This is a genomic window from Sinobaca qinghaiensis (genome assembly GCF_003610495.1).
GTDB classification, from domain to species: Bacteria; Bacillota; Bacilli; order Bacillales; family Marinococcaceae; genus Sinobaca; species Sinobaca qinghaiensis.
Genome location: NZ_RAPK01000006.1, coordinates 410,721 through 425,941 on the forward strand (window position 1 = coordinate 410,721; position 15,221 = coordinate 425,941).

The following is a 15,221-nucleotide window of genomic DNA, read 5'->3' on the forward strand; positions in this document are numbered from 1 at the left end:
CGGAAGTGAATCTCGGATCCAAACGCCAGTCCGCTCTGTCTTCTTGCATGATTTATTTTGCATGGAAGAATTAGGAGAAGACTGGCGTTTTCTTTTTTGTCTATATATGTAAGCGCTTTATAATACGATTGCAGGGAGCGATTCGATGGATTTTAACTACTCAGAGGAACAGGTAATGGTCAAGAACATGCTTCGGGACTTTGTAGATAAAGAAATTATTCCCCATATTCAGCAGTGGGATGAAAAAGGTGAATTTCAGCCGGCGATTCTGGAAAAGCTCTCCGGACTTGGCATGATGGGAATCTGTATTCCGGAAAAATATGGCGGAAGCGGAATGGACTACAATACGCTCGCGATTGCCTGCGAAGAGCTCGAACGCGGCGACACGGCCTATCGGACCGCCGTTTCTGTACACACCGGTTTAAACAGCATGACGATTCTCCAATGGGGAACGGAAGAACAGAAGGAACGAATACTTATGCCTCAGGCCAAAGGCGAAAAAATCGCCGCATTCGGCTTAACCGAACCAAACGCAGGCTCAGACGTGGCGGCGATGAACTCTACGGCAGTTAAAGATGGCGACTCCTACATTTTAAACGGATCGAAAACGTGGATTTCCCTATGTGACTACGCCGATCATTTTCTCGTCTTTGCCTACACCGATAAGAGTGCCGGCCACAAAGGATTATCAGCGTTCGTGATCGACCGGAACATGGAGGGCTTTTCATCCAAAGCGATTAAAGGAAAGCTCGGTATCCGCGCAGGAAACACCGGTGAAATTTTCTTTGAAGACATTAAAGTGCCAAAAGAAAATCTGATTGGAGAAGAAGGAGAAGGCTTTAAAATAGCGATGAGCGCGCTTGATAACGGCCGGTTCACCGTGGCTGCCGGCGCCTGCGGGCTCGTAATGGCTTCCCTTGAAGCAAGCGTGAACTACTGCCACGAACGGAAAACCTTTGGAAAAGAAATCGGGAAACACCAGCTCGTGCAGCAGATGATTGCGAACATGGAAGCCGGCCTTCAGATGGGACGCGCTCTTGTGTTTAAAGCAGGCAGCTTGAAGAATGCAGGCAAACGCAACACAAGAGAAACATCGATGGCGAAATGGCAGGCCTGTAATTTTGCCAACGAAGCCGCCAACGATGCCGTACAGATATTCGGTGCCTACGGCTATTCCAACGAATATCCGGTGGAACGATACTTAAGAAACTCCAAAGCGCCGGTGATTTATGAAGGAACACGGGAAATCCATACGGTCATGCAGGCCCGCTACGCCTTAGGCTATAACGAAGACAAGCCGCTGCGAAAGACACTTCCGGCCTGGCCGTTCGAATAACATAAAAAAACCACAATCGAAAGGGGGACATGAACATGAGTGAGAAAAGCACAGAAACACTGGAAGAAGAGCACAAGCAGATGGAAATACTGGATGAAGAGGGCAAGATGAGAAGCTACACCGGCTTTATGAAGTGGGTTATTACAGCCATTTGTATCGTCTGGGCTTTCATGCTGATGTATTTTAACAGCTTCGGCGCCATGGAAGCACTTATTCTCAGAGCCTATACTCTCGGCTTTCTATTCCTGATGGCGTTTCTGTTATTTCCTGCTTCAAAGAAAAGTGGAGGCAAAAGAAGGCTTCCTACGATTTGGGACATGATTTGTATTATCGGTTCCATCGCTGCCATCATTTATTTCGTCTCTATTTATGAAACATTTGCCAGAGAATGGGGAGGCTTTCACCGCACGGACTGGAACTATGTGGCCGGAGCGGTTGGAACGCTGTTTCTGTTTGAAGCAAGCAGACGGGTGGTAGGTAACACACTCTCCATTATTGCAGCGGTCTTTCTTGCGTATATATTTCTCGGACCCTACATCCCGGGAACCTTCGGACACGGAGGCTTTACGGTAACGAGGACGATCTCCACGATGTTCTGGGGCGCCCAGGGAATATTCGGGATTGCGCTTGGTGTTTTCACCACATTCGTTTTTATGTTTGTCCTGTTTGGTGCTTTTTTGAAAAACAGCGGATTTACCGACTTTGTTAACGATTTAGCCCTTACGATAGCGGGGAGCACGGCCGGAGGGCCTGCGAAAGTAGCCGTACTCGGAAGCGGTCTGATGGGCATGGTAAATGGAAGTGCGATCGGAAACGTCGTAACGACCGGTACCGTGACTATCCCGTTAATGAAAAAAACGGGCTATAAGAAGCATTTCGCCGGAGCGGTGGAAGCCGTAGCCTCTACCGGTGGATTATTCGCCCCGCCTGTTATGGGTGCTGCCGGTTTTATTATGGCAGAGTTTATCGGTGTACCGTATACAACGATCATGCTCGCTGCGGTTATTCCGGCGCTTCTGTATTTTATTACTGTTTTCATGGTCGTTCATTTTGAAGCAAAAAACCTCGGGTTGTCAGGGATAAGCAAGGAAAATATCCCCTCCGCCATAGGCGTGCTGAAAAGCAAAGGGCATCTGATTGTCCCGCTGGCTGTATTGGTTTACTTACTCGTTATCGGTACAACGCCGACCTACGCCGCGGTATTTGCCCTGTTTGCCACGATTCTGGTCAGTGCAGTTAGAAAATCGACCAGAATGAGCTTTAGAATGATTATCCAGTCGATTGAAGACGGCTGTAAGGCTGCCGTAGCAGTTGGTGTAGCCACTGCCATCGTCGGTATTATCGTCGGTGCGGTTACTCTTACAAGTCTCGGTCTGGTAGTAGGAAATAACATATTGAATCTCGCAGGCGACAGCCTGTTAATCGCCGGTATTTTCACAATGGTCATCAGCATCATCATGGGTATGGGCGTGCCGGCGACAGCGGCATACATTATCGTAGCGACCGTATCGGCACCGCTTCTTGTGGAACTTGGTGCTTCGGTGCTTGTGGCGCACATGTTTGCTTTCTTTTACGCCGCTTTATCCAACATTACGCCGCCGGTGGCACTGGCTTCATATGCTGCAGCGGGTATAGCCAACGCGTCGCCGAACAAAGTGTCGATGACGGCGGTGAGGATAGGAATAACCGGCTTTATCATACCGTTTTTCTTCCTATTCAATCCGGTGCTGTTGTTTGACGGCTCCAGCTACTCGGCAAGTATTCTCGCCGCCATCACAGCGATTATTGGTGTTATCGCTCTGGCAGCCGGCTTGCAGGGCTGGTTATTGACCAGAGCTAATATAGCGCAGCGTCTCATTCTTTTTGTCAGCGCTTTCCTTCTTGTAGAACCGACATTTCTTTGGGATCTGGTAGGAATTGGCCTGCTGATCGGCATTATGGCGTGGCAGAAAGTGAAGCCGACCAAAGCGAAGCAGCCTAAGAAAAAAAAGGAAACAGCAGACCCTATGTCAGACAATGGGAGAGTTAAGCTGTAGAAATTCAGGCACATAAAAAAAGAAAAAGGGGAGTTTTATTATGAAAAAGATGTCCACGAAAAGAGTATTTCCAGCAGTGACCATGGCGGTAGGTCTGACGTTCATAGCAGGCTGCGGCGGAGGCGGCGGAGAAGAATCCGGCGGCAGTGGATCAGAAAGCGAATCCTCCGAAGGAAGTGAAGCATCCGGAGAAGGCGGTCTGGATGGCGGCGAAGGAGAAAATCAGGCTGAAGAAGGGGATACGCAGATTGACCTGGTAACAGCCAGTGAAACCGGCCTTTACTATCCTCTCGGTGCGAGTCTTTCCAACTTCTGGTCCAATGAGGTGGACGGCGTGTCCTCCTCTTCCCAGTCTTCCAACGGAAGCGTGCAGAACATGATCTACATGTCGCAGGGAGAAGCGGATGTCGGCTTCGTAATGGGTAACATTCTGCAGGATGCCTACGAAGGTGAAAATGGATTCGAAGGCGAGCAGTATGAAGACGTAAGAATTCTTGCCGGTATTTATCCGAACTACAATCACGTCGTTATGCGTGAAGGTGCCGGAATTGAGTCCATCGGTGATATTGAAGGCGAAAGCTTTGCACCGGGAGCAACAGGAAGTGGAACGGAAATTGCGTCCCAGCACATTCTCGGCGCGTACGATCTGACGTTTGATGATATTAACGCCAACTTTGGGGCCTTCCCGGAAGCAACGGATCTAATGAGAAACAATCAGGTAGTCGGTGCCAACATTAACGGCGGTCTCCCAACTTCTGCCGTAAGCGAAATGCTGAGCACGGCCAACGGGGTTCTGACAAGCATTGATGATGAAGAGCGCCAGGAAATGCTCGATGAGTATGATTTCTATATTGATGAAACGATCCCGGCCGGAACGTACGAAGGCCAGGAGGAAGACGTTCATACGACGGCGATGCAGAACTTCCTCGTAGTGGATGCGTCTATGTCTGATGAAGTGGTCTACGATATTACGAAAGCAATGTGGGACAACATTGAAGACCTGCACACAAGCCATGAGACATTCCAGCAGTTCCAGGTAGAGAACTTTGATGAAGGTGCCGGCGATATTCCATTCCACCCGGGCGCAGAGCAGTACTATGAAGAGGAAGGTCTTCTTGACTAATACAGGACATCTGTTCCAAAGAAGTGAAGGCTGTTTTTCTGAACAGCCTTTTCCTTTTTTCTTCATAAAAAAAGGAGGGTGACAGCCGTGTATTGGGAAGATTTTCTGCATGTAACTGCCGCGGCGGTGGAAAATACGGTCTCCTCTAAAAGAGTGGATCAATTTAAGGAAGCTCTCGGCTTTCACGGCATACCGGCGGGTCACGTCCCGCCGACCTTCGTACGGACGTTTTCGTTTGGGGACATCAAAGGCCTCACCTGGCCGGATGCCGGGATGATTCACGCTGAACAGGAATACGACTACTACAGGCCTCTCGTACCGGAAGAAACGCTCTTTTGTTCCCAGCGGATCGATAAAGTCGTCCGCAAAACCGGCAGAAGCGGAGAGATGGCATTTATTTATTTGACACAGACAGGAAAAGACAGCGCAGAACAGACGGTCTTTATCTCCCGGCGTGTGCTTGTCTGGAAAGCAGCCGGACAGCGCTCGGAAGGAGTGCCTGAATGAACATTACTACTATTCATGACAACTGTATAAAAATATCCGGCTTCAGCAAAGAGCAGGTGCAGGACTACGCCAGGGCTTCCGGCGACCTCAACGGCATACATATAGACGAGGAGGAAGCGAAAGCGCACGGCCTTCCCGGCATTATCGTGCACGGCCTGCTGACAATGGCGTATACGTATGTGCCGTTTTTCCACCACTTGGAAAAAGGCTGGTACGTCTCGCATTTTCAGACCAAATTCACCGGCCGCGTGTTTCTCGATGAAGCGCTGCTTATCGAGTGGATGCCGGCGGAAAAGGAAAACACCTTTACGCTGAAAGCGTCGAAGAAAGACGGGACGCAGGTAACCGAAGGAACGATCGAGCTCTCACAGAGCAAGTCCATGTAACAGAAAGGGTGCACGCTTATGGCAAAGGACCGCAAACAAACCGCTTCGTATGGAGATGAAGGATTCAGCGTATTTTTAAGGCAGGCGTTCGCCCGCCATATGGGGCACACAAAAAAGGACTGGGAAAAGCCGACGATCGGCATCTGCAACACACAGAGCGAAGTGAATCGATGTCATACCCATTTTGGCCCGATTGTCGAAGCCGTCAAGCGCGGCGTACTGATGGAGGGCGGCATCCCGCTGGAGTTTCCGACTATCTCGCTTGGCGAAAGCTTTACGAGCCCGACGACGATGATGTTCCGGAATCTGGCCGCGATGGATACAGAAGAAATGATCAGCGCCCAGCCGCTGGACGGTGTCGTATTAATCGGCGGCTGCGACAAAATGACGCCCGCCCAGCTGATGGGGGCGGCAAGTGCTGATATTCCCTCCATTATGATTACCGGCGGCGGAATGGACAACGGAGAATACGAAGGAAAAACGCTCGGTGCCTGTTCGGACTGCCGCTTTTTCTGGCAGGAATACCGAAGCGGAAGCGTATCAGAAGAAGAGCTCGACAATATTAACCAGGCGCTCGCACCGTCCGCCGGCCACTGCATGGTGATGGGGAGTGCGAGCACGATGGCGGTCGTTTCAGAGGCGCTCGGCATGATGCTTCCCGGCGGCGCAGCTACGCTTGCCACCGATAATCGGAAACTGGCCGAAGCCCAGGAAGCCGGAAAGCAGATCGTAAACCTCGTGGAAAAAGATATCGTGCCCTCCGACATTATGACGGAAAAAGCATTCGACAACGCGATCCGGATGATTATGGCCGTCGGCGGATCCACCAATGCGGTTATTCATCTGACCGCTATTGCCGGCAGGCTCGGCATTAAGCTGCCGCTGTCGCGGTTCGATACGCTCGGACAGGATACGCCGTTTATCGCCAATCTCCGCCCGGCAGGGGAGTACCAGATGAAGGAATTCAGCCATGCCGGTGGGGCACGTGCGGTAATGAAGGAAATAGAAACGTACCTTCATACCGATGTACTGACGGTTACCGGCCAGTCGCTGAAAGAAAACCTGGCAGATGTAACCGTATCCCCGAACTACCGCCACGTGATCCGCCCGCTTGCCGATCCGCTCCATGAAGGAGACGGGATCGCCGTGCTGACAGGAAATATTGCACCAAACGGGGCTGTCATCAAGCCTAAAGCGGCGTCAGCTGCTCTGTTAAAGCATGAAGGGCGTGCGGTCGTGTTTGAATCCACCGCGGATATGGAGCAGAAAGTAAATGATCCGGACCTGGACGTGGAAGCCGACGACATACTGGTGCTGAAAAACACCGGGCCGCGCGGAGCACCGGGGATGCCGGAAGCAGGCATGCTGCCGATCCCGAAAAAGCTGCTCGAGCAGGGAGTGCGGGACATGGTCCGCATCTCGGACTGCCGCATGAGCGGTACGGCCTTTGGGACGATTGTGCTGCACGTTTCGCCTGAATCAGCCGTCGGCGGGCCGTTTGCGCTCGTCGAAACCGGGGATACGATCCGGATGGATGTACAGGCGCGGGAGCTGGAGCTGCTCGTTGACGAAACGGAGCTCGCCCGCAGACGTGAACACTTTGCCCCTCCGGAAAATGGAGCGGAACGCGGCTACAAAAAGCTGTTTCAGGAACATGTGCTGCAGGCCGATCAAGGCTGCGACTTTGACTTTTTAATGCCTCCGTCCCTTCGTTTGGCAGATAAGACGAAAGACGGCAGAATCATACAGGAGGAGAAAACGAGGGGAGGCTGATGGATACCGTAAACAAATGGCCGGAGCGGATTTCGATTTCCAGAGGGTATCTGCTGCTGACGCTTACCGTTCTTTTTATCCTTTTCAGCTTTACCGGCTGGCCGGGAGAACAGGTGCTGATGGTGCTTACTGGAGGGCTGATTCTTTATTCGCTGCCTTTTATGGCATTTTTTCCAAAGATTATGACGAGTATTCTGCTGATTACCGGCCATTTGGTATTTTTTGCCCAGGATCTCGGATTTTCCTACTGGAGGGAATCCCTGATTGAAAACCTGCCCCTCGTGGCGCTGTTCGTATCCGTTCCGCTGTTTGCCTATCCGTTAAAAAACGGCGGCTACGTCGAATATATTTCCATCATCGCCCACCGGTTTTTAAAAACGCCGGTTAAAATCTTTTCGAACATTGTGATTCTCACAAGCATATTGTCTTCGTTTATGAATCTGGGCTCTGTGCGCATTTCCTTTGAGCTGTTTCACAGTGAAATTGAAAAGAATCCGAAGTTTTATACAAAAGCGATATCGCAGGGATTTACGCTCGCGATGTGCTGGTCCCCGTATTTTGCCGGAGTGGCGATTGTGCTCAGCATGCTCGGGCTCCCGATTTTTCCCTTTATTTTCTGGGGGCTGCTGCTTGTACTGATCGGCACCGCCGTGTCGGTGCTGCTGATTATGAAACAGCCTCCGGAAACAGAAGAGCTGGCCGCTGCCATGGACAAAGAAATGCAGGCGGCCCGGGCTGCGACGATAACCGCCGGCAAAGGGATAGAGCTGCTCGTCATATTCGCCGGTATGTTTGCGGGAATTTTTATTCTCGAGCGGCTGCTTGATGTTAATCTGGTGATCCTGATCAGCGTGATCGCGATTGCCTACCCGATCCTCTGGTCGGTATGCATTAACAAAGTGCAGGCGTTCGGGCGCTCGCTTCAGCATTACAAAAATACAATTCTTCCGAATATACACAATGAAGCGGTGCTCTTCATAGCGGCCGCTTTTTTCGCCAAAATGGTGGAAACCACACCGGTGTCGCCGTTTATCGCTTCATTTTTCGCATCGATTAACCAGCTGTCGCCGCTTCTCGTTATAGTCATGACGATCGGCGTAATCGTTCTGCTCGGTGCCGGCGGCATTCACCAGATTCTGACCGTTTCTTTAATCGGCGCCAGTGTCTCCACGGCCGATCTGACGATAAGCGTCGAGGCGTTTGCGCTTGCTCTGATGGCCGGCTGGTCGTTATCGACCGTTGTGTCTCCGGTGGCCGCGCTGAACTTAACGCTCGGCACGCTGCTCCACCGCTCGCCGTTTAAAGTGGGGATGTGGAACCTGCCCTATGTGCTCGTGACGGGCGCTTTCGTTTCCGTTGTGATTTATGGCATCAGCTATTTGACTATGTAACAGAAAGGAGGCGGCTGTATGAAAGTCGTATGCGTGCATGCGCTGAAATCCTCGCTCCAGCCGATTGAAGATGCCTTTCAGGCGGCTTCGGAAGAAACAGAGCTTCATCATCTTATGGACACGACGCTCTTGTCGCTTTTGAAAAAAGAGCAGACGCTCTCGTCTACTATTTTGTACCGGTTCGTGGAGTTCTGCCGCCGGGCGGAAGAGGAGGAGGCAGATGTGATTCTCTTAACGTGCTCGGCGTTCAACGAAGCCCGCGATCTGATTCAGCCTCTCACGACGGTTCCCGTGCTGCGCTCCGATGAAGGCGTCATGACACAGGTGGCCCGGTATCAAAGAGTAGGGCTGATTGCGACGGTCAACGAAACGCCGCCTCCGCTGGAGCGCTACTTAACCAGCCTAGCCCCGGACGTGGACATTCGTACGAAAGTCGACACCGAAGCGATGGCCTGTCTTGCCCGCGGAGATAAAGCAGGGCATGACGAACGAATTCAGCAAATGGTTCAGCAGGTTCAGGGAGAGGTCGATGTGATCGTTCTTTCCCAGTACAGTATGGCGCACACCGCCGGGACGGTACCTGCCGGAAATACACCGGTACTGACCGCCCCCGAAGCGAGCGTGCAGCATATTCTCGGGCGAAAGGAGGCGGTTACGCGATGGAGCTGATTGAAGTTACGCAGCATTTTCCGGAGGAGCGCCTGGAGGATATTGAAGCGGCAGTCGCTGAAGAGGTCAGCGCTCATCTGCGCGATCAGCAGTTTCCGGAAGGAAGCCGGATTGCGATTACGGCCGGCAGCCGGGGCATTTACCGGATCGATCAAATGATTGCGTCCGCGGTCGCCACTGTTAAACAGTTTGGCTGCGTGCCGTTTCTCGTTCCCGCTATGGGCAGTCACGGCGGCGCGACGGCAGAAGGGCAGCGGAGCGTGCTTGAGCATTTAGGTATCACTGAAGCCACAGCCGGCGCGGAGATTCTCTCCTCTATGGACGTAGAACAACTCTCTGATACCGCAAACGGCATTCCCGCCTACATGGACAAGCACGCATTCGCCGCAGACGGCATTATCGTGATGAACCGGATCAAAGCCCATACGGCATTCCGCGGCAGTGTCGAAAGCGGACTGAGCAAAATGGCCGCGATCGGGCTCGGAAAAATTAAGGGCGCCGCCTTTATCCACAGCCGCGGCTCCCTGCAGATGGAAAAAAACATTAAAGACATCTGCCGCACCTGCCTCGAGAAGGGACCGTCAATAATGGGCATCGGTATCGTGGAAAATGCGTTCGATCAAACCGCGGTAGTCAGAGCCGTCCGGAAGGAAAACTGGTTTGAAGCAGAAGCGGAGCTGCTGGAACTGTCCAAGCAGATGATGCCCTCGCTCCCTGTGCAGGAGCTGGACGTGCTTGTTGTCGAAGAAATGGGCAAAAACTACAGCGGCACCGGCATGGATCCGAACATTATCGGCCGCTGGCGGATCGATGGCGTTCCGGAGCCGTCTTCGCCTGTCATCAGGCGCATCGCCGCGCTCGAGCTGTCGGAGGAATCATTCGGCAATGCGCAGGGGGTGGGGCTGGCTGATTTTATTACCCACTCGTTTTTTCAAAAAATAGACCGGCACACGACTTACACGAACGCGCTCACGAGCACCTTTCTGCGCCGGGCGATGATTCCGTTTATTTACGAGACGGAGCAGCTGGCCGTGGAAACCGCCCTGAACAGCCTGAGCGCAGAAGATACCGATATGCTGACATACATTCAAATACCGAATACGCTTCATCTGCACCGGCTGTACGTCAGCCCGGCCGTGCTTGAAGAAATGGAAAAGCAGCAGATCAGCTTTGATACAGGAGAGCGCTTCACGCTGGCATTCAATAAAGAAGGACAGCTCTCCCGCCGCCTCCTGCGGCAGTAAATAAGAAAGGACGTGACCGGAACAATGAGAACCGCTTCGATACGCGAAAACGGCGCCGACAAAGGCGTGATCGTTTTAAAAGAAGGCAGGCAGGTTAAAATAGAAGCCATCAACGAGACGCACCAGACGTTCTTTCCCACCCAGGTGGAGGACCTGATTGTGTCGGAAAAACTGGAGGAGCTCCGGAGCTGGGCGCAGTCGCACCCGCAGGAGCTTGAGGAACTCGCAGAACAGACGGCCGGCAGCTACAGCCCGCTGCTGCGCACCCCGGGGAAAATATGGGGCATCGGCCTGAACTATCAGGATCATGCCGCTGATTTAAAAGAAAAAGCGCCGAGCACGGAGCCGGCCAGCTTCATGAAGCCGCTCACTTCGATCATAGGTCCGGGGGATACGATTGAAATTCCGCATCAGTCCGAACGGACGACCGCGGAAGCGGAGCTCGGCATTGTGATCGGCCGCACGTGCAAAAACGTGTCCGAAGCCGACGCGAGGGATTATGTCGCAGGCTACACAACGATTATTGATATGACGGCGGAAGACATTCTCGAGAAAAACCCGCGCTACTTAACGCGCTCGAAAAGCTTTGATACCTTTTTCAGCGTCGGGCCGGAGCTTGTTACGGTTGAAGAGGTCGACAATGTTGATGATCTTAAAGTGGCGACCGTTATTAACGGAAGCGTCCACCGCGAGAACGTCGTTTCCAATATGACGTTTACGCCGTGGAATCTGGTGTCTTTTCATTCCAAAGTGATGACGCTCAAACCGGGCGACATTATTTCCACCGGCACCCCCGGCGCGATTCACATTCAGGACGGCGATGAAGTGGAATGCCGGATTGAGGGATTCACGTCGCTTTCGAACCCCGTTACGGATTTAAAAAAACAGTAATCAATTAGAGGAGAGATGTTTCTATGGATCTGCATTTACAAAACAAATCGGTCGTGGTGACCGCTTCAAGCAAAGGGCTCGGCAAAGCATCAGCCCTCGAATTCGCAAGAGAAGGTGCCAACGTACTGATTTCGAGCCGGAATGAAGACCAGCTCCGCCAGGCAGTGGAGGAAATCAAAAAAGAAACAAATAATGAAAACGTGCACTATCAGGTGTGCGACATTACCGATCCGGCTTCGATTAAAGCACTCGTGGCAAAAGCAGTGGAGCTGCACGGCACGGTTGATGTGCTCGTGAACAACGCCGGGGGCCCGCCGGCCGGCACGTTTGAAGCGTTTGAAGATGAGGCGTGGGAATCGGCCTTTCATTTGAACCTGCTGAGCTTTGTGCGCCTGATCCGCGAAGTGCTTCCGCACATGCGCAGCCAGAAAAGCGGCCGGATCATTAATTTTGCCTCGTCCTCGATTAAACAGACGCTCGACAACCTTGTGCTCTCCAATACGTTCCGCGCCGGCATCGTCGGCCTGGCGAAAAGCCTTTCCCAGGAAGTCGCGGATGACAATATTCTCATCAATACTATCGGTCCGGGCCGGATTGACACCGAACGTGTCGCACAGCTCGATACGATCCGCGCCGACAAACAGGGTAAAACCTATGACGAGATCCGCTCGAATACCGAAAAGTCGATTCCGATCGGCCGCTACGGACAGCCGGAAGAATTCGCCAAGCAGGTCGTGTTCCTCTGCTCCGGCGCAAATACGTACGTTACCGGCCAGACCTTTGTCGTCGATGGCGGCCTCGTAAAGGCACTATAGTCTATTTAGTGGAGTGATGCAGACATGAATAAGCCATTGCAAGGCATTAAGGTGCTTGATTTATCGCGGGTGCTCGCGGGTCCTCTCGGCTCGATGCAGCTCGCGGATCTCGGCGCCGAAGTGATCCGGGTCGAAGCGCCGAACGGGTCGGATGATATCCGGCACTGGTGGCCGTTTATCGAAGAGGAAAGCACGTACTATCTGGCTGCCAACCGCAACAAGAAATCGATAACGATTGATTTAAAAAATACAGAAGGCGTCGCCCTGTTCAAGCAGCTCGTTAAAGAATCAGATGTGGTGATCGAGAATTTCAAAACGGGAACGCTCGAGCGTCTCGGGCTCGATTATGAGACACTTAAAAGTGTAAAAGAAGACATTATTCTCTGTTCGGTCACCGGCTACGGCCAGACGGGTCCGTACAAGGATCTGCCAGGCTATGATCCGGTCATTCAGGCGGTGGGCGGCTTAATGGACATTACCGGCCATCCCGGCTCAGAGGCGACGAGAGTCGGCACTCCGGTTGTGGATATTATGACCTCGCACTACGTCGCAATCGGTGTGCTGGCCGCGCTCCGCCACCGCGATAACGAAGGGGAGGGCGAGCACATCGACCTGTCCCTGCTCGACGTGCAGGTAAGCTCGCTCGGCAATATTGCCAGCAGCTATCTGCTGAACGACCACGTGTCCGAGCGCGTCGGCAATGCGCACGGCAACATTACCCCGTACGAAACGTTTCCGTGTAAAGACAAGCCGATTATGGTAGCCGCGGGAAACGACCGCCTGTTTCAGCGGATGGCGGACGCGATGGGGCATCCGGAGTGGAAAAACAACCCCAAGTTTGTGACCAACGGCGACCGGGTTGCCAACCGGGCCGAGCTCCGCGCTCTCCTCGAAGACGTGTTTACCGAAAAGGGCGCGGATGAATGGGAGGAGCTCCTGTCCTCGCATGCAATTCCGTGCGGACCGGTGAATAACGTCGAGCAGGTATTTGATCATCCGCAGGTCGTGGCCCGGGAAATGACGCAGGAAGCCGATCATCCCGGCGTCGGGCGCATGAAAGTCGTCCGCAACCCGATTAAATACAAGAATATTAACGTGAAAATGGAAAGCGCGCCGCCGCAGCTGGGCGAGCATACGTCGGAAGTGCTGCAGGGCTATGGCCTATCCGAAAAGGAAATTGCGGCCCTGCGCGACAGTGGAGCCATTTAATAAAACTGACACTAAAGAGGGATACATGATGACAACTATTAAAAATATTTACTGCGTCGGGCGTAATTACACCGAGCACGTTTCCGAGCTGAATAATGCGATGCCGGAAGCGCCGATGCTTTTTCTGAAGCCGACGCACGCCTTTGTGGAAGCAGACGGCCGCGAGATTGAGCTGCCAGGCGATAAAGGCGCGGTTCATTTTGAGGCGGAGCTGGTTATTCGTATCGGAAAGCCGTACGAAAAAGGGATGAGCGCCGATGAGCTGATCGACGGCCTCGGGCTCGGCCTTGATTTTACCCTGCGTGACGTGCAGAGCACTTTAAAAGAAAAAGGACATCCGTGGCTGCGGGCTAAAGGCTTTCCCGCCTCTGCACCGGTGACGCCATTTATTGAATTTCCGGGTGTGGAATCGCTGAAAAGCATGGACTTTACGCTGGTTAAAAACGGCACAGAAGCCCAGCGCGGCAATATTCAGCAGATGATATTTGATCTGCAGCACATTATCGACTACACGGCGGAATCATTCGGACTCGGCGAAGGAGACCTGATTTTTACCGGCACGCCAAAAGGAGTCGGTCCCGTGGCGGACGGGGATACGTTCTCTCTGCGCCTCGGCGACAACGTGCTCGGCGGCTGCCGCACGGCTTTAAAATAAAACGGGACAAAAAGAGGAGGAGTACAGATGGCAGGTTTGACGCTTCAGGGGGTTATTCCTCCGGTAATAACGCCGTTTACAGAAAACGGGGATGTAGACTATGACAGCTACCGCGCCAATATCGAAAAATGGAACGAGGACGACCTGTCCGGGTACCTGGCGCTCGGCTCCAACAGTGAAACAATCTATCTGACCGAGGAGGAAAAGCTGGAGCTGATCCGCATTACCGTTCAGCATGCCAAAAAGGACCGCGCGGTGCTGGCAGGAACAGGAATGGAATCGACGCGGGAAACGATTGCGCTGACAAACAAAGCCGCCAAACTCGGGGCGCACGCTGCGTTGATCCTGACGCCTTTCTACTACGGAAAAGCGATGTCCGACGAAGCGCTGGCCGCTTATTTTACCGAAGTGGCCGACCACAGCGACATTCCTATTCTTGTCTACAACGTACCGAAATTCACGCATATTAATGTAAGCGCGGCGCTCTTGAAACGGCTGAGCGGACATCCCAACATTATCGGCATGAAGGACAGCAGCGGAAATGTGCCGCAGCTTGCCACCTTTAAGCGCGAGCTGCCGGCCGACTTCACGATTATGGTCGGAACGGCATCGGCATTGTTTCCGGCGCTCGCTTTAGGTATTGATACAGCGGTGATGGCACTTGCCAACAGTCATCCGAACGAATGCAGCCGCATAATTAACTACTTTAAAGATGGGAAGGTGGAAGAAGCACGCGAGCTGTATCAGGCCGTATTCCCAATCAATACAGCCGTCACGGACACGTACGGCATTGCGGGACTCAAACATACCGCCACCCTGCAGGGCTACAAGGGCGGCTGGGTCCGGAAGCCGCTTCTCGACAGCACCGGCCAGCAGAAAAAGGAAATAGAGGAGCTGCTGCAAAAGCAGAACCTGCCGGTGCATTAGCGCAGGCAGCAGCCGTTAATAAATAAGAAAATAACCGGACGTACGATTTCGACAGGCCATTCCTCAGCTGAAAAGAGAAGAACATTCTCTTTATCTTCACCGATGGCTGTTCTGCCAGAGTCGACGTCCGGTTATTTACATGCTTCTATCCGTACTCGGTACTAAAAATAACCTTGTCTGTTTTATGAAAAAACAGACAAGGTTATTTATTGCTTTTATAAAAGGAAAACAAGCGAAGATCAAAGAGAGGCCAGGACGA

General features: G+C 52.7%; 14 protein-coding genes. All 14 read left to right on the forward strand.

Annotated features, from left to right (window positions below; genetic code table 11):
* Window positions 1-145 precede the first annotated feature (145 nt).
* The 14 genes from ATL39_RS02405 (at window position 146) to ATL39_RS02470 (ending at window position 14,962) form a co-directional block, all read left to right on the forward strand.
* Window positions 146-1,336, forward strand: coding sequence for an acyl-CoA dehydrogenase family protein (locus tag ATL39_RS02405; RefSeq protein WP_120191690.1), 1,191 nt, complete (start codon window positions 146-148; stop codon window positions 1,334-1,336).
* Window positions 1,337-1,371: 35 nt separating this feature from the next.
* Window positions 1,372-3,372: a TRAP transporter permease gene (locus tag ATL39_RS02410; protein WP_245960893.1), complete on the forward strand. Its 2,001-nt coding sequence runs from the start codon at window positions 1,372-1,374 to the stop codon at window positions 3,370-3,372.
* Window positions 3,373-3,412: 40 nt separating this feature from the next.
* Entirely contained in the window at window positions 3,413-4,495 is a 1,083-nt protein-coding gene (locus ATL39_RS02415; RefSeq protein WP_245960894.1) for a TAXI family TRAP transporter solute-binding subunit, read from the forward strand.
* Between the two features lie 87 nt (window positions 4,496-4,582).
* The gene (locus ATL39_RS02420) at window positions 4,583-5,002 is read left to right on the forward strand and encodes an FAS1-like dehydratase domain-containing protein (protein ID WP_170146811.1); all 420 of its coding nucleotides are present in this window, start codon (window positions 4,583-4,585) and stop codon (window positions 5,000-5,002) included.
* Complete coding sequence (locus ATL39_RS02425) at window positions 4,999-5,388, forward strand: MaoC/PaaZ C-terminal domain-containing protein (protein ID WP_120191693.1); 390 nt, start codon at window positions 4,999-5,001, stop codon at window positions 5,386-5,388. The genes ATL39_RS02420 and ATL39_RS02425 overlap by 4 nt, the downstream gene beginning before the upstream one ends.
* 18 nt (window positions 5,389-5,406) lie before the next feature.
* Window positions 5,407-7,161, forward strand: a complete 1,755-nt coding sequence (locus ATL39_RS02430) for a dihydroxy-acid dehydratase (protein WP_120191694.1) — start codon at window positions 5,407-5,409, stop codon at window positions 7,159-7,161.
* Window positions 7,161-8,552: a hypothetical protein gene (locus ATL39_RS02435; protein WP_120191695.1), complete on the forward strand. Its 1,392-nt coding sequence runs from the start codon at window positions 7,161-7,163 to the stop codon at window positions 8,550-8,552. Before ATL39_RS02430 ends, ATL39_RS02435 begins: the two co-directional genes overlap by 1 nt.
* A gap of 18 nt (window positions 8,553-8,570) precedes the next feature.
* Window positions 8,571-9,221 carry an aspartate/glutamate racemase family protein gene (locus tag ATL39_RS02440; RefSeq protein ID WP_120191696.1) on the forward strand — a complete coding sequence of 217 codons (651 nt, stop codon included), beginning with the start codon at window positions 8,571-8,573 and terminating at the stop codon, window positions 9,219-9,221.
* Window positions 9,212-10,465 (forward strand): nickel pincer cofactor-dependent isomerase, group 22, encoded by a 1,254-nt coding sequence (locus ATL39_RS02445; protein WP_120191697.1) that lies wholly within the window; start codon window positions 9,212-9,214, stop codon window positions 10,463-10,465. Before ATL39_RS02440 ends, ATL39_RS02445 begins: the two co-directional genes overlap by 10 nt.
* Window positions 10,466-10,489: 24 nt before the next feature.
* Window positions 10,490-11,356: a fumarylacetoacetate hydrolase family protein gene (locus ATL39_RS02450; protein WP_120191698.1), complete on the forward strand. Its 867-nt coding sequence runs from the start codon at window positions 10,490-10,492 to the stop codon at window positions 11,354-11,356.
* Window positions 11,357-11,379: 23 nt separating this feature from the next.
* Window positions 11,380-12,171: an SDR family oxidoreductase gene (locus tag ATL39_RS02455; RefSeq protein WP_120191699.1), complete on the forward strand. Its 792-nt coding sequence runs from the start codon at window positions 11,380-11,382 to the stop codon at window positions 12,169-12,171.
* Between the two features lie 24 nt (window positions 12,172-12,195).
* Complete coding sequence (locus tag ATL39_RS02460; RefSeq protein ID WP_120191700.1) at window positions 12,196-13,380, forward strand: CaiB/BaiF CoA transferase family protein; 1,185 nt, start codon at window positions 12,196-12,198, stop codon at window positions 13,378-13,380.
* Window positions 13,381-13,405: 25 nt separating this feature from the next.
* Complete coding sequence (locus tag ATL39_RS02465) at window positions 13,406-14,035, forward strand: fumarylacetoacetate hydrolase family protein (RefSeq protein ID WP_170146812.1); 630 nt, start codon at window positions 13,406-13,408, stop codon at window positions 14,033-14,035.
* A gap of 27 nt (window positions 14,036-14,062) precedes the next feature.
* Window positions 14,063-14,962: a dihydrodipicolinate synthase family protein gene (locus tag ATL39_RS02470; protein WP_120191702.1), complete on the forward strand. Its 900-nt coding sequence runs from the start codon at window positions 14,063-14,065 to the stop codon at window positions 14,960-14,962.
* Window positions 14,963-15,221: the final 259 nt, after the last annotated feature.